This window comes from Sphingobium sp. R-21, assembly GCF_049913335.1.
In the GTDB taxonomy this organism is placed as follows: Bacteria; Pseudomonadota; Alphaproteobacteria; order Sphingomonadales; family Sphingomonadaceae; genus Sphingobium.
Genome location: NZ_CP184374.1, coordinates 338,797 through 359,997, shown reverse-complemented (window position 1 = coordinate 359,997; position 21,201 = coordinate 338,797). Strand labels below are relative to the sequence as shown.

The window sequence follows — 21,201 nt, the reverse complement described above, 5'->3', positions numbered from 1 at the left end:
ACGATGTCCGATTTTATTCGGATAGTTCGGATATCAACGAGTGCGTAGACAGTCTTCGCGACCTCATCGCACGCCGAACAACACTCTACGGAGATACTGATATGACCCGCATCGCCCTCATGGTGGCAACCGCCCTGGTCGCCATCAGCCCTGTCGCCGCGCCTGGACAAACCACGGCACCCTCACCGCAATCCACCACCGACTTCGCCGTCGGTCCGCAATATGACACCACCCATGTTTATGTCGCGCCGGAGGATTTCGACCGCTTCGTCACCAGCTTCACCGCCACCTTCGGGGGCACGACGAGCAAACAGGGTGTGTTTCAGGTCACGCCGACCGACAGCAAGACGAAGTCGCAGCTCGCACTGACACCGGCCGGCACCGTCTCGGCCTTCGGCTTCCTCACCCCAATCCCCGCGCCGTTCGGCGCCGAGCGTACCGGCTATCTCGTGACCGACCTGGATGCCGCGGTCGCCTCCGCGATGCGGCATGGCGCGACGCGCCTCATCACCAGCTTTCCCGACCCCATCGGCCGCGACGTCGTGGTGCAGTGGGCGGGCGGCGTGAACATGCAGCTCTACTGGCACACGACCAGGCCAAGCTATCCCGCCCTCGCCACCGTGCCGGAAAACCGCATCTACCTGACCGCCGATGCCGCAGACCAGTTCGTGAAGCAGTGGCGCGGCTTCGCCCATGCGACGGTGACCTCCGACGACAAGGCGGCGCCGGGCGCGGAGATCGGCCAGCCGGGCAAGAGCTATCGCCGCATCCGCATGACGTCGGGCTATGGCAAGATGAGCGTGATCGTATCGGACGGGCAGCTTCCCTGGCCCTATGGCCGCGACATGACAGGTTATGAGGTCGGCGATCTGCCCGCGACCCTTGCCAGGGCGACGGCGGCTGGTGTCGAAACGCTCGTTCCCGCGCATGACGAGGGTGACCGCCAGGCCGCGATCGTCCGCTTCCCCGGCGGCTATATTGCCGAGATCCACGCGCCGGTGAAGCCATGATCGGCGTGAAGGAACCCCGCTTCGTCGATGCCATCCTCGATTGGCGCCCCACATGGTTCCTGGCCCGTCTGGCGCTGGTCGGGGCCTATCTTCTGGGCGGCATCGTCAAAGCGACCGATTGGCCGTCCGCCGTCGCCGAACAGGCGCATTTCGGCATGAGCCCGCCTGTTTTCTGGGCAGCGCTGACCATTGGCGTAGAGATTGCGGGGCCGATCCTGATCCTGACCGGGCGCTTCATCTGGCTGGGCGCAGGCATGCTGGGCGTCTTCACGCTGCTGGCCGCCTTCACCGCCAACGCCTTCTGGGCGATGCCCCCGGGTCAGGAACGCTTCATGGCGACCAATGCGTTCTTCGAACATATCGGCCTGATCGGCGGCTTCGTCCTCGTTGCACTTGTCGCCGAGCGGGACCGACGCCGTGCTTAGGTTGATCATCGCTGCGGGGCTGCTGGCAGGAGCCACCGTGGCGCCCGCCAGCGCCCAGCAACGCGAAGCATGGCAGGCACCCACGCTCAGCATCACGCGCTATGATGAGGACTGGTTCGACCTCGCCGATGCGGAGAAGCGCGCGCATCACTGGACCGGTCCGTTCAAATATATCCCGTTGGGCCAGGACAGCTGGGTCACGACCGGCATCGAATTGCGCGCCCGCAGCGAGGATTATCACGACAATCTCTGGGGCGGGGCGAACTCCCCTGACGACCAGTATCTATGGCTGCGCGCATTGCCCTATGCCGATCTGCATCTGGGCAAGGCGCGCGCCTTCGTTCAGCCGATCCTCGCCTACGCCGTCGGCGTCTCGCCATCCGCCAGCCCGATCGATCAGACGCGGGCTGATCTGCTTCAGGGATTTGGCGAACTCGATCTCGGCCCGGTCACGCTGCGCGCCGGGCGTCAGATGCTGTCGCTCGGCACGGAGCGGTTGGTCGGGACGCGATATGGCCCCAACGTGCCGCTCGCCTTCGATGGTGCACGCGCAGACGTGACGATCGGGCGCGCCAAGATCAGCCTTCTGACCATGCGGCCCGTCCAGCCCGGTCCCGGCAGCTTCGACGACGCGACCTCCCGGAACAAGGCGTTGTGGGGCGCCTATGCGACCCTGCCTGAACTGGACATCTACTATCTCGGCTATCGAAACCGGCTTGCACGCTTTGGTGGGCTGGAGGGCAGCGAAGTCCGCCACAGCATCGGTCTGCGCTCCCATGGGGTGCGGGGCGACTGGCACTGGAATATCGAGGGTGTGGCGCAATTCGGCCATTTCGAGGGGCAGCGGATCGCCGCCTGGACGCTCGGCACTGAGATCGGGCACAGTTTTCCAACGCTCCCCACCGCGCCGGACGCCACCCTGCGCGTCAATGTCGTCAGCGGCGATGGCAAAGCCCATGACGGCAAGATCGGCACCTTCAACGCGCTGTTTCCCAAGGGAAAATATTTCGGCGAGCTTTCGCCAGTCGGACCGACCAATATCATCAACATCAATCCTCGCGTCAGCGGCACATTGGGCGGCGGCGTTTCGTTCAGCCTCGCCGCGACGGCCTATTGGCGGTACAGCATTGCGGATGGCGTCTACGACATTCCCGGCAAGCTGATCCGCCCCGTAAACGGGAGCGCGGCGCGATTTATCGGCAAGGAAGCCGAAGCGACGATCGCATGGCAGGCGACGGCTGAGTGGGAATTGTCGGCATCCTTGTCGGCCTTTGCGCCGGGGGATTTCATCCGCGAAACCGGTCCCGCCAGGACGATCAGGATGCTTGGCCTGGAAAGCAATTTCCGGTTCTGATCTTTTCCATTTTATCGAACGACGGCATCTATCTTATTCGACTGCATCAACAGCGCGGTTGCCGGTAGACGCAGGCATGGACATCCAAGGGAGACAGTCATGACCGCCGACAAAACCGCCACATCGCCCTTGCCCTGGCTGCTGCTGCTCCTCTCCGTGACGACGGGGCTCGTCGACGCCATATCGGTGCTCGGCCTTGGCAAGGTCTTCACGGCGAACATGACAGGCAACATCGCCTTCCTCGGCTTCGCCGCGAGCGACACGCCAGGGTTCAGGGTTGCCCCCTATGTCTTCGCCATTGCAGCGTTCATGGTCGGCGCGCTGATCGCCGGACGCGTGGGCAAACACCATATGGGCTCGCCCCTTCGCCGGTGGCTGTTCATCGCCGCCTCCATCGAGGCCGCGCTGCTCTGGATTGCAGCCGCTGTCGCCATCGGCTTCGACGTGGCGACACAGTCCCCCGGCTCCAGCGTCAACATCATCATCGCGCTGACCGGGCTCGCCATGGGCTTTCGCAATGCGACCATCCGTCAGCTCAAGGTGCCGGACCTCACCACGACCGTCCTCACGCTCACGATCACCGGCCTCGCGGCTGATTCCGGCCTTGCTGGCGGAACCAATCCGAACTGGGCACGGCGCATCGGCAGTGTGGCGGCGATCTTCCTTGGCGCCGCCATCGGTGCCTATCTCGTCACCCATGGCGGACTGGTTGCCCCGCTCATTCTTGCCGGCACGCTGATCTTCGCAGGCACGATCGCCTGCATGCTTCACCCCGCCGCCGCCAGGCCACTCTGATCCTCCAACACGCGCTCGGCCCGGCGTCAGGCCGCCCTTCGGTGTGATCAGATATCGCCCATCCCCTCCAGTTCCATGTCGTCCGCGCCCAGAGCGACGAACTGGTCGAGCAGCCAGGAGGCCGCCGGTCCCGGCGGAGCATCTCGACGCCACACGCCCGCAAAGCGATATGTTCCGCCGACATGATCGGGCATGGCAAGCCGCACCAGCGTGCCGGCGAGAAGGTCCGGTTCGATCATCGACAGTGGCATGTTGCCCCACCCGATCCCTTCACGCAGCAGCGCATGTTTGGCGCCCAGATCCGCGAGGCGCCATGTCTTGGGACTCGTGACTGAATAATCCTGCCCCTCCGTGAAGCGGGAACGGTCCGTCAGCACCAATTGGGTATGCTCCCGCCCAGCGCCTGGGGGTATCCGCTCCATGCGGCCAAGCGGATGGTCGGGCGCCGCAACCGGTACCATCGGAACCGATCCGGCCGCGATGCACTCGACGCCTTCCACGCCCGCCGCCAACGGCCCGGAGATCCCGATTGCGGCGCCGCGATCCAGCACCATGGCCGTGATCGCGCCCAGAGCCTCGACATGCAGGCGCAGTTGCACCGTCGGAAACTCGACCGCGAAATTGCGGAGGATTTTGCCAAGGCGTTCTGACGGCACCATGACATCCACGGCCAGGTCAACCTCCGCCTCCAACCCGTCGAGCAGGCCTTTTACCTTCGCGCGCAGTCCATCGAAACCATGCGATATGCTGCGAGCCTCGGCCAGCAGGGCACGGCCCTCCACCGTCAGTTGCGGCTTGCGCGTGCCCTCCCGGTCGAACAATGTCAGCCCGAGCTGCGCTTCCAGATTGGCGATGCCATAGCTGATCACCGACACGGCACGATTGAGCTTCCGTGCGGCGGCCGCAAAGCTTCCCGTGTCGACGATACTCAGGAAGATGCGGAGTTGGTCGAAGGTCGGCGTGCCGGGCGTATTCATTGCTCCACTTTCTCGAACGAATAGGCCGGCATTTATCCATGCAGGCCGAAGGGTTCGCAAGGCAAAACAGGCCTCCATCGACGGTTCGAGGCCGTCCAACGGAGACATGTCGGCGAACAGGGACCGATCCGCCTGACGGGCTGTCACGCCATGGCTGGCAAAGCGTCTTCGGACCATGATCGCGCTTCCGCCATGGCCTCATCCAGCAGCCAGCGCCGAAATGACCGCATGGCGTCGCTTTCCCTGCGCGATAAAAGGCGCGTCAGCCAATAACGGCCGGCGTCGACCGCAATGTCGAACGGCTGGACCAGGCGTTCCGCCATCAGTTCGCTGGTGAACATCGCGACCGGCGCCAGCGCCACCCCCAGTCCATTTGCTGCCGCCGCGACCATCAACGCGGAACTGTCGAATACCGGGCCGCGCAGCACGGGTTGAGGGGCACCCGCTGCCTCGAACCAGCGGCGCCATTCGTCCGGCCGGTACGAACGCAGCAAGGGTTCCTGGCTCAGGTCGCGGGGGCTGCTCAGGCGGTTGGCGACCGATGGCGCGCAGAGCGGCGTCAACCTCGCTTCGAACAAGGGTTCGGCAAGGACCCCGTGCCAGGCGCCGTCCCCGAACCGTATCGCGAAGTCGAGCGCTTCCGCCGCCATGTCGACGCGATTATTGTTGGTCGAAACGCGCAGGTCGATGTGAGGACAGGCGCGCGCGAACCCATCAAGTCGAGGAAGCAGCCAGCCGGTAGCGAACGTGCCGACAACACCGATGTTCAGTACCTCGCGAAACCGTCCATCGGCATATTGATCGAGCATCGCGCCCAGCCGATCGAACATCTCGGCCAGCACGGGCGCCAGCGCCTGTCCGTCGTCGGTGAGTGCCAGACCACGCGGCAGCCGATGGAACAGGCGCGTGCCGAGCCGCCGTTCGAGCTGCGCAACCTGATGGCTGACCGCCCCTTGGCTGACGCACAGTTCGATCGCCGCGCGCGTGAAGTTGAGATGGCGCGCCGCCGCGTCGAAAGCGCGCAGGGCATTAAGAGGAATCTGGGCACGATCCATCGATCATCCATGAACTCAACTCATGGCTCTGTCGAGAAATGATGCTTTGTTTCCGCGTCACTCCTGCCGCAATCCTGCCCGTGAAGGAGATTTGCGAATGTTGAAGATGCGACTTGCAACGGCCGCCGCCCTGGCCGCGCTATTGAGTTCGATCAACGGTTTGGCGCAAACGGGGGAGGATCCGCTGACAAAGCCCATCATTGGCTCTCGAACCGCAGAATGGCTTTCTCCGGCGCCGCCACAGAAGATCTTCGGTAATAGCTATCTTGTTGGCTTCGGGGGCCTGAGTGTCGCCCTGATCGACACGGGTGCGGGCCTGATCCTGATTGATGGCGCGCTGCCACAGGCTGCACCCGCCATCCTCGACAATGTCAGGCGCCTGGGCTTTCGCCCGCGCGACATCAAATATATTCTCAGCACCGAACCCCATTTCGACCATGCCGGCGGCATTGCGGCGCTGGCGCGCGACACAGGCGCGACTGTCGTCGCCAGTCCGCGGGGCGCGGAAGGGCTGCTGGCCGGTCGCCATGCAGCCGACGATCCGCAACACGGCTATGGCGGTTCCTGGCCAGCGGTCGCAAAGGTGCAGACGATCCGCGGCAACCAGAGCTTGCGGCTGGGCAATATGACAGTCACCGCATTGGCGACGCCAGGTCATACGATGGGCAGCATGAGCTGGCGCTGGCAGTCGTGCGAACGGAAGTTGTGCCGGACGATCATATTTGCCGCCAGCCTGAACCCGGTATCGACCGACGACTTTCGCTACACCGCGCCGACCGCCCGCCCGATCGTCACCGGCTTCCGTAAAAGCTATGCCACGATGAGCCAAACGCGCTGCGACATCCTGATTTCGGCTCACCCCGACAATGCCGGCCCGGGTCGGTACAACGCCCGGCCAGGCGCCTGCCGCGCTTATGCGGAACGCTCGCGCAAGGCGCTGGAGCAGCGCATGAAATCAGAGCGGCGCCAGGGTCAGGACTCACCGATCAGAGTCAGAAGATAACGGTTGCGGCGCCTGTAGCGGCGCTTGTCATATTTGACGCGCGCGTTGTGCGATCTTCGACCGGAGATGCAGGGTTTGACGCCCTTTGCCTGCAAGACATCCCGGAACCTGTCGGCGTCACGGCCCATGCCGCCCGCGCCCAACCTCTGTCAGGGACCTTTGCTACCACCCTCATTGGCCTTCGCCAGCGCGATTGCGACCTCAATCTCGCGAGCGGTTGCCATCAGTTGCGAAAGCTCCTTGAGATTGAAGGGACCGGGCGACGAACTGTTTCTGGATGCGGAAATGGCCGCCAGCACCCGGCCGTCCGGCATGGCCACGGGAACCGCCACGCATGAAAGCCCCTCGGCGGTCTCCTCATGATCGAATGCTACGCGTTCGCTGGCGATGCAAACCAGTTCATCGCGCAGCTGGGCCGGGTCGGTGATCGTGCGATCGGTGAGTGCCGGGAATGGGCCCGTGGCAAGATAGGCTTCACGCTGGGCTTCGGGCAGATAAGCAAGAAGCACCTTGCCAATTCCCGTGCAATAGGCCTCCAGCTGCAGGCCGACTTGCGTAAACAGGTCGTCCGCGCGGGGGCCGGTCTTGAGACGGTACGTCACCATCTCGTTCTCGAGCGTGCCAAGCTGTACAACGCAATCGAGCTTGTTCGCCAGGCGCGAAAGCTTGCCTACGGCCGCGGCGGCGATGATCTGCTTCTCATCGATCAGTTCGAGAAGGCGCAGCAACCGCGCACCCGGACCCAACTGGCGCCCCGAAATACGGGCGAGAAATCCATCGGCAACGAGGGTCGCCACCTGCCGATGCGCCGTTGCGATAGGCATATCAAGCGATGCGGCTATCGCGGCGACGCTCCGCCCTTCCCTGTCCACAAGCACCGCCTCCAGCATCTGGAGGCTGCGCGAGAGCGCGTTGATCGTAGGCGTTCCGGGCGTGCTCATCAGGCGTCCAGCTTTATGTCTCCGATGGATACGGAACAGTGGGTCAGGCAGACGTCGTCGTCAACTTCACGGGCGTGACTGACGACGCCCCCACGAGCCGGAGCGCACAGCTTTCGCATTCGCCTGTCCAAAACTTCGGGTTCTGGCTGCGACACCCGCAAGCGCCATTTCTCTTTTTTAGTCGAGCGATAGCATTCGGCTCTGTCGAGCCGTAAAAATCAAGCAACCTTCAGAAAAAAGGAGTTATTTCATCGCCCCGCGATCAAATATTATCTCCAAATTCTCGATTTTCCCCAAGGTTTCATCGAACGTAAAAAGATCTACAAGACTGGATGCCAGTGACTGGCCGTCCTTCCGCGTCCACTTATAGTCAAAATGTGCGGCCCAAGCATTCTCATTGGCTACTGAACCGTAGATATTGATAATATCCACTTTCGCACTGGTCGTATCACCGTAGAGCCGTTCGTAAAACGGCTCGACCGGCATGCTGCCATAGACCGGTGACTTGACAGTCGCGCCCAAGGCGAAACAGGCAAGCGTCGCTGCCATGTCGCCATTCTCCATCGCCTGGAGATAGGACCTGATGACCTCTTCGCGTCCCATCTGAAACCTCCTCTCGGCTTTGCCGCATGGCTCACCGGAAAATGCAATCTGGCAAAGACCGGACGATCATGTTCCGGTCTTTGCCACCTCAGTTCACTTCGGGTCGAAGGCGATCGCCTTCATCTCGACCAGCAGCAGCGGGTGCGGCAGCTGGTGGACGGCAACGGTCGTCCGGGTCGGCCCATTCTCGCTGAAAAATTCCGCCCAAACTTCGTTGAAACCACCAAAATCGTTCATGTTGACAAGGAACACGCTGACCTCGACGACGTCGCTCAGCGCAAGGCCGGCATGCTTGAGGATCTCGCCGATGTTCCGGATCACGGCACGGCTTTGCTCCTTGATATCCAGCTTCGTGACGCCCATTGCGTCAACTTCGGCTCCTTCGAAGGTACCGTCCTGGCGGCGCGAGCTTGTGCCGGACACGAAGACCAGATCGCCGGCCCGCCGGTAGTGCGGAAAGGCACCGCGAGGTACAGCGAGTTCGCTGATGACAGCTGCCTCAGGCGCTTTTACACCGGCAACAGCGGCTGCCTTGCTCTTGATGGTTTCTACAGTCATTTTGCTACCTGGAATTCGGCAGTACCGAGGTTCTGCACGCCAAGGGAAACGCTTACACCGGGCCGCAGGGCCTCGGCCGAGGTCGCTGCGCCAGCCAGCACGATGTCACCGGGCATCAGGCGCTCTCCGGCCAGGGCCACGAGGCGCGAGGCGTCAGCCAATGCGCGATAGGGCTGGCCAAGGATCGCAGCGCTCGAACCGACCTGCACCGGCTTGCCATCGAAGCGCATCACCATGCCCAGGTTGGTGATGTCGTCGATCCGGCGATGCCACGACCCCACGACAAAGCCTGAGGAAGAGGCGTTGTCGGCCACGACGTCAGTCCATGTAAACTTGAATCCTTCGTAGCGGGAATCGATGATCTCGATTGCGGGCGCGATCGCTTCAACCGCATTCTGGGCTTCCAGAAGTGTGATCGGGCCAGCAATTTCCTTGCCGATCAGGAACGCGATTTCCGGCTCGCAGCGTGGGTGCACGTAGCGCTCCATTTCGATGGTGCCGCCGTCGTCCACGCGCATCGCATCGGTCAGGCGGCCCCAGATGAGGTCGGACACGCCCATCTGAACCATCTTCGCGCGGCTGGTGAAGCCCATCTTCACGCCGACCCGGCGTTCGCCACGAGCGATGCGACGCTCGATCGAGCGGGCCTGGATGCGGTAGGCATCTTCGACGCTCAACGCATCGCCAAGCTGACCGATGGGTCGAGCATGAAGCGCGGCAGCGTCCACTGCCTCGGCCATTGCATCAATATCGACCAAAACTCTGCTCCTCAAAACACTGCAACTTCATTTCCCCGCTCGACACCTTCTCAGGAGCGCTGGCTGGAGGGAAGCACTCAAACATTTTCATCCAGCGGCCGGCAGGAAATTCACCGAAACGCTGCCCAAGCCGTTGATGTCGGCTTCGTAAGTCTCGCCGGCCTTTACCGGCACCATCGGCCCCAGAGCACCGGTAAGCACGACGTCTCCGGGCTGGAGCGGCTGCTCGACCTTCGCCATGGTCCTTGCCAACCACAGAGCGGCGTTCAGTGGATGACCCAAGCATGCGAGCCCTGCTCCGACGGAAACCGGCTCGCCGCGATTGGACAGTGCCATCCCGCACATTCCAAGGTCCACATCTGCCAGCTTCACGGGCCGGTGCCCAAGGACATATGCGCCGCATGAAGCGTTGTCGGCAATGGTGTCGACTATCGAGATATCCCAGTTGGCGATGCGGCTGCCGACGATTTCCAGAGCCGGAAGAACGAATTCCACCGCACCGATCAATTCCGCCAGCGTCGTATCCGCATGACGAAGTTCCTTGCCGATCACCAAAGCGACTTCCGCCTCGACCTTGGGCTGAAGAACCTGCTCGAAAGCAATGCTCGCGCCGCTGGGCGCTTCCATGTCGGCAAAGAGCACGCCATAGTCGGGCTGGTTCACGCCAAGCTGCCTCTGCACCGCAGCCGAAGTCAGACCGATTTTCTTGCCCGAAATCCGGCGCCCGGCGGACACGGCAAGCTGGGCATTGATCTTCTGCACTTCGTAGGCAGCGGCAAGATCGTCCGCAGGAAGGAACGTCCTCACCGGCGCGCACGGGCTCTTTGCCGCCTCGGCATTGCGCAGCAATTCTGCGGCTTTTTCAATCATGTTGGTCATAGCTTCACGCAAATATTCTTGAGTTCGGAGTAGAAGTCGAGCGAATGATGCCCGCCTTCGCGGCCAAGGCCGGACAGCTTCGTGCCGCCGAAAGGCGTCCTCAGGTCACGCAGGAACCAGGCGTTCAGCCAGACGATCCCGACGTCGATCTGCGCCGCAACGCGATGCCCACGCTTGAGGTTCGAAGTCCACACGGCCGAGACGAGGCCATATTTGCTGTCATTGGCGAGCATGACGGCTTCTTCTTCGGTGTCGAAGGGCAGCACGTTGCAGACCGGCCCAAAGACTTCTTCCTGCATGCAGCGCGAATCCTGCGCGAGGCCGGTCCACACGGTCGGCTCGATGAACCACCCACCAAGGCTTTCGCTCGCAGCGTGGATACCGCCCCCGGTCATCACTTCTGCCCCTTCCTCGCGGGCGAGAGCCATGTAACCGAGAATCTTCTCGCGGTGCTTCTGCGAGATCACCGGGCCAAGCTGGGTATCCTTGGCCCACGGATCGCCAATGCGCATCCCCTTGGCATGCGCGGTCAGGGCAGCCACAAACTTCTCGTAGATCGGCCGCTCGACATATACGCGCTCGGTGCACATGCAGACCTGCCCGGTATTCAGGAAGCTCGACCGCGCAACGCCAGCGACCGTCTCTTCGAAATCGCAGTCCGCGAAAACGATGGCCGCATTCTTGCCACCCAGTTCGAACGATACGGGACGCACGCCTTCGGCAGCCTGCCGCATGATCGTTGCACCGGTCCCGGATTCGCCGGTAAAGGTAATGCCATTGACCTTCGACGACCTGACGATCGCTTCGCCCGCGGAGTTCGCACCGAAGCCGTGGACGAGGTTGAACACGCCGTCCGGCACACCCGCTTCGGCAATGACCTCAGCCAGCAACGTTGCCGTGCCCGGCGTTTCTTCGGAAGGCTTGGCAATGATCGCATTGCCGCAGGCGAGCGCCGGAGCGACCTTCCACGAAAACAGCAGCAGCGGCAGGTTCCATGGCGAAATGACGCCGACGGTGCCGAGCGGACGACGCTGGGTGTAGTTCAGCGCAATCGATCCGTCCGGCGTCGGGGTCTCGAAAACCTCACCGCCGGTGGTGCGGATCATCGAGGAAAACGCGCGGAAGTTTGCAGCGCCCCGTGGCACGTCCAGCGTGGATGCCAGCGATGCCGGCTTGCCGGTGTCATGAACCTCGGCTTCAAGGAAGTCCTGGAAGCGGCGCTCGATCCCGTCAGCGATCTTGTCCAGCAAGGCGGCACGCTGCTCGGGAGTGGTCTTGCCCCAATCCCCCTTGAGCGCCTTCCGGGCATGGTCGGCGGCTTCGTCCACGAGGTCGGCTCCGGCCTCGTGAACTTCAGCGTAGACCTTGCCTGTCGCCGGATTGATATCTTCGAAGCTGCGGTTGGTTGCCACGAACTGGCCACCAACGAAGTTTCGATATTGGGTATTAGACATCCGATGCACCGATTCAGCTTATCAAGTTGCAAAAAGGCTTATAGTTCGAATTGAACCACCGCAGCGCCCGCACCATAGGTCGGCCCATAGGCCAGCGTTTTGGCCCCGCGGAAGCCGCCCGTGGCTCCGAGAATCCACGCAAGATGCTTCATGCTCATGTCGGCGCCCGTCACCTTGGCATAGTCGGGCAGCCAGGCTCGCAACGCTGCCACGTCCCCCGCTTCCATGAGCGACAGAAGTTTCCGGTTGTGTACGTCGTCATTCTCGCCGCCGAAATGGTCAGCAGCGATGTCGATCTTTTCGTCGATATATTTGCCTGACAACCCGCCGACGGCAAGCACCGCCACCCGCTTGCCCTGCAATTCGGCTTGCTCGGCGGCCAGCTTTGCCAGTTTTTCGGTCATGGCAAAATCGTGATAGAGATTGTTCGCTGCGGCCACTGCCTTGATCTCGCCGGTCGGGTTGACGAAACCGGTGGCGACGATAGTTCCCGTATCGATCGGGAAACCGTCATAATCTACAGCCTTCGACTTGATACCTGCAGCAACGGCGGCCTCGACGCAGGCGTGGACCAGATCCACATCGGCCCTGAGATTGGCCTGCAGATCGCCAAAGGCGTACCAGTTCTCATCCACATGGATATCGGTGCTGTGTTCGCGTGCCTGCCAAAGCTGGTCCAGCACCGCCATCCATTGGGTTGAATAGATGAGCAGAACATCAGGCCTGGATTCAGCCAGTGCCTTGCCGGCTGCCCGCGCGCCCTCTGCCAGGGCCGCCCACGGCGGATTGTCAGGACGAAGGAACGGCAATGGGTTACCCGGGATGAGAAACGCGGAAACAATGCTCATTTCATAAACCTCCAAGGAACCAGGGGTCAGGCGGCGAGACGCCATTCCATGACCGCGTTGCCTGTCCCGATGACCGAACCATATCCGTGCAGCACGGCCGGGATGGTGGGGTAATCCATCGCTGACATCATCCACGGGAACGCGCCGGATTTCACTTCGGCGAAGGCCTCATCGACCCACTGCGGGAAGAGGTCCATGACTTCGCGGATCTTGCCCTCGCGCATCAGGTTGATCATGCGGACATCCCACTTGTACCCGTCATATCTTTCCGGGTGTTCGCGGCTCATATCTTCCGGCGGAACTGGCTCTTCCTTGAAGTGATAGTGCGAGAAGGTATTCGAGGCGAGCAACACGGCCCGCTTTCCGCTCTTCCGAATAGCCTCACGCGTTGCCACGCCCAGGCGCTCCATCTGCTCCATGCCTTCGCCAAGCTGCAGATAATAAGGCGAATTGTTCGCCGAGATGCCGACGACAGGAATATCCCACTGTGGACGAACCATGTGCAGCGTGGTGATCGTGCCATAGTCGACGCGAAAATTGGGATTGCGCATCATCTGAGACACCAGGCCGGCCGCTTCGGCTTCCGCGCAGCAAGCCTCGGCCAGATCCACATCGATCTGCATGTCGAAATTGTAGCGGAACAGGTTCGGGAAGATCGGATCGACCGATTTCCCCTTCAGATCCTTAACGCCCAGGAAATGATGGCCGACCTGCGTAATCCAGTGCGGTGAATGGACCAGCAGGACATCGGGCTTCAGTTCGTCGATTGCGCGGCGAACGTGGTCATATGCCCAACGAAGCGTTTCCCAGCCACCTTCCGAGCGGGGCTCGTTCTGCGGCGGATTTTCAGCATAGACCAGATGGGGCGGATGAGGTGCAACAAACCCCGCGACAATCTTGCCTTCTCCCGACATAACCACTGGCTCCTTACAAATCTCAAAAAATGAGAGAATGAACTCGTAATCTGTGAGAACAACCTTACACGGCTTTGGCCGGCAGTCAACAGGGCCGGCCCGCGCTTTTGGCGATCCGATGGGTCACGATGCCATTTGGAGAGTGAGGTCAGGCAACAGGGCGCCACCTTCATTTCCTACTGAAATCTCAGCATTTTTGACATTTTCAGGTCCGCTTGACGCCAGATTGCAACATCATTATATCCCATCAAAGAAAATTCATATCTTAATATTGAAGATTTCAAACCGAAGCTGCAAGGGCGCGAGCAAGGCCGGGAAAGTCCGGTTGCAAGGCTCTCAGGCCGATTCTTCCGGGAGTGGAGTCATCGACCCTCGGCCGGGCCTGGTCACGCCAGTCTACCGCGAGATTGCAGCAGTGGCTCGAAACGATTGCTTGCCCCGCACGATGCACCGCAACGTGCGATCCCTGTCCGCCCGTCCCAGAGACGCATCGCGAGAGGCGAATTAGACATGACCCACGAAAGTGTTTCGGAACAGATTGAGGACCACGCCCTGGAACCGGTCCCGGTGGAACTGCGCCAGGGATGGTTGTCGCTCACATGGAACACGACCGGCATGGTGGTCTCCCTGGTCCAGATCTTCTTCGGCGCCCTGGTGACCTTTGTGGCGGGCATCAAGATCGGCCTGATCGCCGGAGCGATCGTGACGATACTCGGCGCGCTGCTTGGCTGGGCCTGCGGTCACATCGCCTATCGCTCGGGCCTGTCCAGCACGGTCCTTTCGCGCTTCTACGGCTTCGGTCGGCAAGGTTCGGTGATCTCATCGCTCATTTACGCGTTCATGATCATCGGCTTTCTCGCCCTCGAAAATGCGCTGCTCTATCACGGCTTCGTGTTCTACTTCCAACTCGAGGACACGGTCACGACCAAGATCCTGATCTATGGCGGCATGACGCTGCTGTGGATCCTGCTTACGGCCTATGGCTTCAAGCTCGTGGCCAAGGTCTCCTCGATCTCGCTGATCCTCTCGCTGCTGGTCCTCGCCTACGTCATGTATGTGGCGGTTGCGGGCAGCCATTACACCGTCGGCGAACTGCTTTCCTTCGGCTCGCAGTTCCCGCCCGAGGCGCTTGAGAAGATGGGCGCGGCCACGGACAAGGCAAAGTTCATCTTCGCCATCAACGTCCTGATCGGCTCGGCCGGAGCGCTCTCCCTGTTCGATGCCGACCTTGGCCGCTATGCGCGTCGCTCGGTCGACATCGGCATTGCCGCCCTGATGGGCAACATCGCGATGGACCTTCTGATGATGGTGACCGGCGGCGTGATCCTTTATGCTGGCGGCCCTGCCCTGATCCAGTTCTACACCCAGGTTCAGGGACTGACGGTCGAAGCTGCGCGGCATGCCGCTCTCCAGAGCCCGGATAGCATCACAGCAGCCTTCGTCGTGCTCGGCGGGACGATGGGCGCGCTCCTGCTCGTTCTCGCCCAGGGCAAGACGCAGGTGCTCAACACCTACAGCGCCTCGCTTTCGCTTTCGAACCTGTTCGACGCCCTCAGCTTCCGCCCCGGCCGCCTCGCCTTCGTGATCCTCGGCAACATCATGGGCCTGCTCATGATCTATGGCAATCTGCTCGAACTGATCAATTCATGGGTGACGATGCTGGGCGTGCTGACCACGGCCTTTGCCGGGATCATCGTCGCAGATTTCTACATCGTCCGCCGCATGTTCGACAACGATCTGGCGACGAAGGTGGCGAACGCGGAAGCCGTCAACTGGTCGGGTGTCGCCACCCTCATCGCAGCCGTATTCATGTCGCATTATGTGCTGTCGGGCATCCTGCCGATCGAGGGTTTCACGACCCTGGCAATGTGCCTGATCATCTATCCGCCGCTGCGCCTGCGACAGCTGAACTCGCTGGTGCCGGCTCACGCCTGAAGGCACTCCTCGTTCAAATCCCGATTTTGCAAAGGTATATCAATGGCAGGACGCAGTATCACTCTCGCTCAGGCACAAGCCCTGGTCGACGCAACGCTGAAGGATGGCCGCGCGCGCAACCTTCAGCCGCTGACGGTCGCCGTGCTCGATCCCGGTGGCCATCTGCTTGCCCTGGCGCGCGAAGACAATTCCTCCAACCTGCGTCCGCAGATCGCGATCGGCAAGGCCAATGGGGCGCTCGCCCTTGGCCTGTCCTCGCGTGCCCTGAACGAAATGGCAGCCGAGCGGCCCACTTTCGTCAATTCGCTGGGCATGATCAGCCCGGGCGGCATCGTCCCTGCTGCGGGTGGCCTGCTGATCCGCAACGCCGACAAGGAAGTCGTCGGCGCGGTCGGGGTTACCGGCGACCTCAGCGACAATGATGAGTTGGCCGCCATGGCTGGCATAGCCGCCATCGGTTTCTGACCATCAAGGCCCGGAAAGCAGAAACGCTTTCCGGGCCTTTTGCTGTCAGGCAGGGCAACAGGGAAATGCAGGCCGGCAAGGCTGCATTCCGACAGAGCCCCCAAAGCGCCAGGACAAGCCATGCCGATCGCCAGCATCCAGATCCTCAAGGGTAGATCGTCCGAAGACCGCAAACTGCTGATCTCGCGCGTGACGGACGCGATCGTGGCCACGCTTGAGGTCCAACCCGTGCAGGTTCGGGTCATCCTCTCCGAGGTCGAACCCGAAAATTGGGGCGTCGCCGGAGTCACGAAGGCGGAGCCCCCTTTGGCCTGAAGCCCTCCTCCGGCAGTTGTTGCCGGAAGCAGAAAGAGCCCAGGCACACCATAGTGCCTGGGCTCTTTTTCGGCTTTGATCCGCCAGCGGCCCGGAGCCGCCGTGAACCGCCAATTCTCCTCCCCGCGGCAAACCCGCGAGGAGGAGACCGATCTTAACGCTCGACCAGTGCCAGCACGCGGCACGGGCTGCCCGAACCCTTGATGATCTTCAGCGGCGGCGTGATCAGCACGGCGCCGGTCGCGGGGAGCTTGTCCATGTTGGCAAGGCTCGACAGGCCGTAGCGGTTGGTGCCGTGCATGTGGTGGTGGCAAGGCCAGCGGGTTTCAAACGAATGGGCCGCACCAGCGTCGGTGCCCACCGGTTCGGTGCCGACGCCGATGACCTTGCGCTCATGCGCGAGGAAGCCCGGAACGTCAGGGTGCTGGCCGGGCCAGCGGCTGTTGTCCAGGAACTTCTCGGTCGGATAGCGAGACTGCCAGCCGGTGCGGACGAGAACCCAGGCACCTTCCGGGATCATGCCGTGTTCGTCTTCCCATGCCTTCACGTCGTCCAGCGTCATCAGATATTCGTCGTCGGCATCGACCTTGGCGGTGACGTCGATGACGATGGCCGGCGCGATCAGCTTCTCGGCGGGGATCTTGTCCACCGAGCCGTCGGGATAGTCGCGGCCGGTGATCCAGTGGATCGGCGCGTCAAAGTGCGTACCGGTATGTTCGCCCAGATGGATGTTGTTCCAGTACCAGTTGGGGCCGCGTTCATCGAAGTTGGAGATTTCCTCGATGCGGAACGGCAGCGTCTGGTTGAACGGTTCCGGCAGTTGGATGACCGGGGTAGCGGGTTGCAGCGTATGGCTCATGTCGATGATCTCGACCTTCCTCGACTTCAACGCCTGGACAAATTCCTGAAGAATTGAACTCATGGTGAACTCCTTTGATTCCAAGTCCGGCATCGGGGGAATTCCCTGGCGATCCTGCAGCACATTTCAGCGTTGCGCCCGATTGGCCGCTTGCGCCGCGGACGGTCACGTCCGGCTCATGCCTCTTGCTCGGAGACACTCCCAACAAACGACTACTGATGTGCTGACCCGAACCTCAGAAACCCCCAGCTCCCTCCGACTCCAAAAGCATATCTTACTAAATGAGATAATTAGATTATGCATTGAGATCGTGCCATCATGCTTCAGTTATGTCAACGCAACTGTTGGCAGCTTTTCGCGGCGATTCCGGCGTTCCCGCCAGGTGCCTCAGCAACTTGCGCGTCACCTAGCCCGCTGATATGCCGCAGCGGCAGTTTTACGTCCGTTCTTTCAAAGGAAGCACATCATTCGCGGCCCCCTTCTAACCCCCAAAAACAGCTCCGTAGGAAAGGCATTCGCCCTCCTCAGGACCATCGCATCGATGGGCCGGGACGTGTCAGCCACGGAGATCGCGCAGGCCACGGGCTCCAATCTTGCAACCGTGCATCGCTTCCTGCTGACGCTGGAGAGCGAAGGCGCGATCGTGCGGACGCGCAACGGACGGTTTCAGCTTGGTCCGACGCTGTCGGATCTGGGTGGCAAGGTCGATGGCGACACCATTCTACTCGACGCGATCCAGCCGCATCTTGAGGAGCTGGCTCTCGAATTCCGCGAAGCGCTGCATTGCGTAGTCCGCGTCGGCAACGAGGCGATGAATTCCACGATTGCGCTGCCCGACAGGTCGCTGCTGATCAATCAGGACGTCGGCCGCCCCTTCCCCCTGCACTGTACTGCCGGGGGCAAAGTGTTCCTTGCGGCAATGGGTGAAACACAGCGCAAGGCCTTTGCCGCCAACCTCGAACTCGTGAAGTTCACCGAAAACACGATCACCTCGCCCGAGGCCATGACCGCCGAGCTGAACCGGATTGCAGATCGCGGCTACGCGGTTGACGATGGTGAATGGGAAGACGGCCTCCGGTCCGTCGCGGTCCCGTTACACAATTCGAGCGGCAGGGTAATTGCCGCGATCGCGCTTTCGGCGCCCGCCTCACGGCTCGATGACGACCGCGTGATCGAAGTGAAGAATCGCCTGCGCGAAACCTCCAAAAGCGTGGAGCGCCACCTGTTCTCGCAAAGCAAGATCTTCGGAGGCCGTGCAAGGCCGCTCGGCAACTATCCGCACCTCAAGCGCGTGGACAATTTCATCTTCATTTCCGGCACCAGCGCCCGCCGCGAGGACAACAGCTTCGAAGGCGTCCGCTTCAACGAAGATGGCACCTTCGACATCGATTTCCGTGAACAGACCCGCTACATCCTCAATTCGCTCGCCGAGATGCTCAACGATGTGGGCTCCAGCATCTCGGATATCGTCGATCTTCACGCCTATCTGACCGACATGTCGGCCTATGGCGTCTACAACGAAGTTTACGCCACCTTCTTTCCGCCAGACGGCCCGACCCGCACCACGGTCGGCGTCAACGAATTCATGCACCCGCATCAGGGGATCATGATCAGGGCAGTGGCTTACAGCCCGCAATCCTGAGTGATCCGGGCGCGGCTACACTGTGTGACGGGGGTTTCTCATCCAATGAGACGGCGCGTCATTTGGCCGTTGACGAGGTCGTCGCTCTTTCGAACTCTTGATGCCGATCTTTTGCAGGATGCAGGTTTATGACCACTGAAGAAATGATTGCGCTCTGGGAGGAACATTGCAGCTACGAGTTCGATACGCGTGATGTCGACGCAACGATGGCGACGATGGTTGCCGAACCCTATGTCAACCACATACCCACTCTTGCAGGGGGTGTGGGGCACGATGCACTGAAGCGCTTTTATCGATATCATTTCATTGGCGGCAATCCTGACGACACGAAATTGACCCTCGTCAGCAGGACGGTGGGCGCAAGCCAGATCGTCGACGAGATGATTTTCAGCTTCACGCACAGCTCACAGATCGACTGGATGTTGCCGGGCATTGCACCGACCGGCAAGCCCGTCGAAATTGCCATGGTCGCTATCGTGAACTTCAGGGATGGCAAAGTCGCGCATGAGCACATCTACTGGGATCAAGCATCCGTACTCGTGCAGATCGGCTTGCTTGACCCGGCAAGCCTGCCGATCGCGGGTGTAGAAACTGCCCGCAAGGTTCTGGATAACAGTCTGCCCAGCAACGAACTTTTGGGCGCAGCCTGGACCAGCAGCAAGCACAAGCCTATCTAGTTCCAGATTCTTTGCGACACCTCCTGCTCGCAAACAAGTCGTTGAGGGGACTCCGGGGGCCTGCAAGTCGGCAGGGCCTGGACTCAACCCGCCGCGGTCAAGTCTGAACAATGGATTCAAGCCCCATGTTGAAGTGGTTTCTGCTGATCCTCGCCTGCCAATTTGCTGGTGAGGTCATCGTGCAAGTCGTCCACATTTCCTTTCCCGGCCCCGTGCTCGGCATGGTCCTGCTGCTCGGACTTCTCGTTGTCTGGGGCGACCTGCCAGAAGACCTCGAAAAGGCTGGAGATGCGTTGCTGTCCAATCTCTCACTACTGTTCGTGCCCGCGGGCGTCGGCATCATGGGCAGCGTCGCCATCCTGAAGGCAAACCTGCTTCCTCTGGGCGCAGCCATCGTCTGTTCGAGCCTGCTGACAATCGCCGTAACCGCTGCGACGATGGCAAGGCTGAACCGCGGCCGTCGAAAGAATTGCCATGCGTCTCCGCAAATCGCCAACGACGCTGGCGCCAATGACTGACGTGCAAACCATCTGGGACCATCTGGTAAAAGGCCCGCTGCCACATATCGTCCTGACGCTGATCGCATATCAAATCGGCAGCTTGGTCTATGAGAAGTCCGGCCGGAACTCTGCTTGTAATCCTGTCCTTCTGGCAATTGCGATCGTGATTGCTGTTCTGACACTGACCAACACCACCTACCCCGTTTATTTCGATGGCGCCAAATTCATCCATTTCCTGCTGGGGCCGGCTACCGTGGCGCTTGCCATTCCGCTTTATCGCCAGATCGACACGCTTAAACGTTCGGCGCGCGCGATCCTCGTCAGCCTGTTCGTCGGATCAGTGACAGCTTCGGCAAGCGCAGTCATCATTGCCTGGGCTCTTGGTGCCGACAGGGCAACGCTTGTCACGATTTCCCCTAAGTCGGTAACAGCACCTGTCGCAATGGCGATCGTGGAGCAACTCGGGGGAATTGAAGCACTAACAGCTGTGTTGGTAATCCTCACCGGTATCTTTGGCGCAATTGCCGGACCGGTCTTGATGAACCGCATGAAGATCGACGATTGGGAAGCCCGCGGCTTTGCACTGGGCATCGCCAGTCATGGCATTGGCACCGCTCGAGCGCTGCAGGTCAACAAGACCGCCGGAGCATTTGCTGCACTCGCCATGGCGCTCAATGCGATCCTGACATCTGTATTCCTGCCCATCGCCTGGTCGTTGATCGTTTGAGGGACGGTATAGAGCGGGACCGGTGCACATCGCCCTTGTCGACCCGTGCCGACAGCGCTCCCTTTGCATGGCATGGGCAGATGTATTTGATCCGACACCTCGTTCCCTCAACACGTGTCAAATAAACGTGGAAAGAGTGCCAGCTTCCAGCACGACGCGTGTTAAAGCGATTTCCAAGCGATCGGAACCGATCGCTGGTTAAGAAATCGCGAAAAACAAGGAATCCAGAGCGGCGATCTGATTCAATCAGATCGAAACCGCTCTAATCCACGACGATGCTTGTGAAGCCATTTGGCGCAAAACTCCGGATCGTTTCCCACGACGTCGCATCGCAACACAAAAGCGTGGTCCTCGACCGCGTCAGCGGATAGCGGCCTAAATTATACCGCACCTCAAGGGCGAGCCCTGCCCTTCCGTCAGGCGACCAGACGTGCGCTGTGCCGACGCGCTTGGGGCACCATGGTCATCGCACTGCTATCCCGGCCACCTGGCGAACCCGGCCCGCAT

23 protein-coding genes and 1 pseudogene are annotated in these 21,201 nt (G+C 61.2%); 12 read left to right on the top strand and 12 right to left on the bottom strand.

Translation table 11 applies throughout. The features are described 5' to 3' along the window. The first annotated feature begins 101 nt into the window (after nucleotides 1–101). The 4 genes from ACN9MX_RS01630 to ACN9MX_RS01615 all read left to right on the top strand — a co-directional run bounded on the left by ACN9MX_RS01630 (nucleotide 102) and on the right by ACN9MX_RS01615 (nucleotide 3,584). Nucleotides 102–1,010: a VOC family protein gene (locus ACN9MX_RS01630; RefSeq protein WP_363735609.1), complete on the top strand. Its 909-nt coding sequence runs from the start codon at nucleotides 102–104 to the stop codon at nucleotides 1,008–1,010. Then, nucleotides 1,007–1,435, top strand: coding sequence for a DoxX family protein (locus ACN9MX_RS01625; protein WP_363824904.1), 429 nt, complete (start codon nucleotides 1,007–1,009; stop codon nucleotides 1,433–1,435). Before ACN9MX_RS01630 ends, ACN9MX_RS01625 begins: the two co-directional genes overlap by 4 nt. Continuing rightward, entirely contained in the window at nucleotides 1,428–2,789 is a 1,362-nt protein-coding gene (locus tag ACN9MX_RS01620; protein ID WP_363824902.1) for an alginate export family protein, read from the top strand. The genes ACN9MX_RS01625 and ACN9MX_RS01620 overlap by 8 nt, the downstream gene beginning before the upstream one ends. A gap of 99 nt (nucleotides 2,790–2,888) precedes the next feature. Continuing rightward, on the top strand, nucleotides 2,889–3,584 hold the full coding sequence (locus ACN9MX_RS01615) for a YoaK family protein (RefSeq protein WP_363824900.1): 696 nt from the start codon (nucleotides 2,889–2,891) through the stop codon (nucleotides 3,582–3,584). Nucleotides 3,585–3,631: 47 nt separating this feature from the next. On the opposite strand, the gene ACN9MX_RS01610 is transcribed toward ACN9MX_RS01615, so the two are convergent. Both ACN9MX_RS01610 and ACN9MX_RS01605 read right to left on the bottom strand, forming a co-directional pair. After that, nucleotides 3,632–4,561 (bottom strand): LysR family transcriptional regulator, encoded by a 930-nt coding sequence (locus ACN9MX_RS01610; RefSeq protein WP_133651613.1) that lies wholly within the window; start codon nucleotides 4,559–4,561, stop codon nucleotides 3,632–3,634. 143 nt (nucleotides 4,562–4,704) lie between these two features. Beyond that, nucleotides 4,705–5,616 (bottom strand): LysR family transcriptional regulator, encoded by a 912-nt coding sequence (locus ACN9MX_RS01605; RefSeq protein WP_363824898.1) that lies wholly within the window; start codon nucleotides 5,614–5,616, stop codon nucleotides 4,705–4,707. 97 nt (nucleotides 5,617–5,713) lie between these two features. On the opposite strand from ACN9MX_RS01605, the gene bla reads away from it, so the two are divergent. Further along, nucleotides 5,714–6,619: a subclass B3 metallo-beta-lactamase gene (gene bla / locus ACN9MX_RS01600; RefSeq protein ID WP_414714610.1), complete on the top strand. Its 906-nt coding sequence runs from the start codon at nucleotides 5,714–5,716 to the stop codon at nucleotides 6,617–6,619. On the opposite strand, the pseudogene ACN9MX_RS01595 reads toward bla, so the two are convergent. From ACN9MX_RS01595 to ACN9MX_RS01555, 9 genes and pseudogenes are all read right to left on the bottom strand, one after another. Continuing rightward, nucleotides 6,619–6,744, bottom strand: a pseudogene (locus tag ACN9MX_RS01595) (IS5/IS1182 family transposase); the annotation flags it as partial. The gene bla and the pseudogene ACN9MX_RS01595 sit on opposite strands and share 1 nt — an antisense overlap. Nucleotides 6,745–6,768: 24 nt before the next feature. Further along, nucleotides 6,769–7,560, bottom strand: a complete 792-nt coding sequence (locus tag ACN9MX_RS01590; protein WP_363824896.1) for an IclR family transcriptional regulator — start codon at nucleotides 7,558–7,560, stop codon at nucleotides 6,769–6,771. A gap of 243 nt (nucleotides 7,561–7,803) precedes the next feature. After that, nucleotides 7,804–8,163: a nuclear transport factor 2 family protein gene (locus ACN9MX_RS01585; RefSeq protein ID WP_363824895.1), complete on the bottom strand. Its 360-nt coding sequence runs from the start codon at nucleotides 8,161–8,163 to the stop codon at nucleotides 7,804–7,806. A 93-nt stretch (nucleotides 8,164–8,256) separates the two neighbouring features. Then, on the bottom strand, nucleotides 8,257–8,721 hold the full coding sequence (locus ACN9MX_RS01580; protein ID WP_133651608.1) for a RidA family protein: 465 nt from the start codon (nucleotides 8,719–8,721) through the stop codon (nucleotides 8,257–8,259). Continuing rightward, a complete protein-coding gene (locus tag ACN9MX_RS01575) occupies nucleotides 8,718–9,479 on the bottom strand; it encodes a 2-keto-4-pentenoate hydratase (RefSeq protein ID WP_363824893.1) in 762 nt (253 codons plus the stop codon). The genes ACN9MX_RS01580 and ACN9MX_RS01575 overlap by 4 nt, the downstream gene beginning before the upstream one ends. An 87-nt stretch (nucleotides 9,480–9,566) precedes the next feature. Next, the gene (gene mhpD / locus ACN9MX_RS01570) at nucleotides 9,567–10,358 is read right to left on the bottom strand and encodes a 2-keto-4-pentenoate hydratase (protein WP_363735602.1); all 792 of its coding nucleotides are present in this window, start codon (nucleotides 10,356–10,358) and stop codon (nucleotides 9,567–9,569) included. Beyond that, on the bottom strand, nucleotides 10,355–11,812 hold the full coding sequence (locus ACN9MX_RS01565) for a 2-hydroxymuconic semialdehyde dehydrogenase (RefSeq protein ID WP_363735601.1): 1,458 nt from the start codon (nucleotides 11,810–11,812) through the stop codon (nucleotides 10,355–10,357). The genes mhpD and ACN9MX_RS01565 overlap by 4 nt, the downstream gene beginning before the upstream one ends. Before the next feature lie 38 nt (nucleotides 11,813–11,850). After that, nucleotides 11,851–12,705: a tRNA U-34 5-methylaminomethyl-2-thiouridine biosynthesis protein gene (locus ACN9MX_RS01560; RefSeq protein WP_363824892.1), complete on the bottom strand. Its 855-nt coding sequence runs from the start codon at nucleotides 12,703–12,705 to the stop codon at nucleotides 11,851–11,853. Continuing rightward, nucleotides 12,687–13,574, bottom strand: a complete 888-nt coding sequence (locus ACN9MX_RS01555; protein ID WP_133651605.1) for a tRNA U-34 5-methylaminomethyl-2-thiouridine biosynthesis protein — start codon at nucleotides 13,572–13,574, stop codon at nucleotides 12,687–12,689. The genes ACN9MX_RS01560 and ACN9MX_RS01555 overlap by 19 nt, the downstream gene beginning before the upstream one ends. Before the next feature lie 510 nt (nucleotides 13,575–14,084). Here ACN9MX_RS01555 and ACN9MX_RS01550 point away from each other — a divergent pair. The 3 genes from ACN9MX_RS01550 (at nucleotide 14,085) to ACN9MX_RS01540 (ending at nucleotide 16,289) form a co-directional block, all read left to right on the top strand. Next, the gene (locus ACN9MX_RS01550) at nucleotides 14,085–15,509 is read left to right on the top strand and encodes a purine-cytosine permease family protein (RefSeq protein ID WP_133651604.1); all 1,425 of its coding nucleotides are present in this window, start codon (nucleotides 14,085–14,087) and stop codon (nucleotides 15,507–15,509) included. Nucleotides 15,510–15,551: 42 nt separating this feature from the next. Then, a complete protein-coding gene (locus tag ACN9MX_RS01545; RefSeq protein ID WP_133651603.1) occupies nucleotides 15,552–15,974 on the top strand; it encodes a GlcG/HbpS family heme-binding protein in 423 nt (140 codons plus the stop codon). A gap of 120 nt (nucleotides 15,975–16,094) precedes the next feature. After that, on the top strand, nucleotides 16,095–16,289 hold the full coding sequence (locus ACN9MX_RS01540; RefSeq protein WP_133651602.1) for a tautomerase family protein: 195 nt from the start codon (nucleotides 16,095–16,097) through the stop codon (nucleotides 16,287–16,289). A gap of 154 nt (nucleotides 16,290–16,443) precedes the next feature. Here the strand turns inward: ACN9MX_RS01540 and ACN9MX_RS01535 are convergent, their stop codons facing one another. Next, on the bottom strand, nucleotides 16,444–17,211 hold the full coding sequence (locus tag ACN9MX_RS01535; RefSeq protein WP_426387222.1) for a cyclase family protein: 768 nt from the start codon (nucleotides 17,209–17,211) through the stop codon (nucleotides 16,444–16,446). A 400-nt stretch (nucleotides 17,212–17,611) separates the two neighbouring features. Between ACN9MX_RS01535 and ACN9MX_RS01530 the strand changes: the two genes are divergently transcribed. From ACN9MX_RS01530 to ACN9MX_RS01515, 4 genes are all read left to right on the top strand, one after another. Further along, entirely contained in the window at nucleotides 17,612–18,790 is a 1,179-nt protein-coding gene (locus ACN9MX_RS01530) for an IclR family transcriptional regulator domain-containing protein (RefSeq protein ID WP_363735694.1), read from the top strand. A 128-nt stretch (nucleotides 18,791–18,918) separates the two neighbouring features. Continuing rightward, nucleotides 18,919–19,467, top strand: a complete 549-nt coding sequence (locus ACN9MX_RS01525; protein WP_363735597.1) for an ester cyclase — start codon at nucleotides 18,919–18,921, stop codon at nucleotides 19,465–19,467. Nucleotides 19,468–19,592: 125 nt separating this feature from the next. Continuing rightward, complete coding sequence (locus ACN9MX_RS01520) at nucleotides 19,593–19,985, top strand: CidA/LrgA family protein (RefSeq protein WP_363824888.1); 393 nt, start codon at nucleotides 19,593–19,595, stop codon at nucleotides 19,983–19,985. Then, on the top strand, nucleotides 19,942–20,694 hold the full coding sequence (locus tag ACN9MX_RS01515) for an LrgB family protein (protein ID WP_363824885.1): 753 nt from the start codon (nucleotides 19,942–19,944) through the stop codon (nucleotides 20,692–20,694). Before ACN9MX_RS01520 ends, ACN9MX_RS01515 begins: the two co-directional genes overlap by 44 nt. The last annotated feature ends 507 nt before the right edge of the window (nucleotides 20,695–21,201 follow it).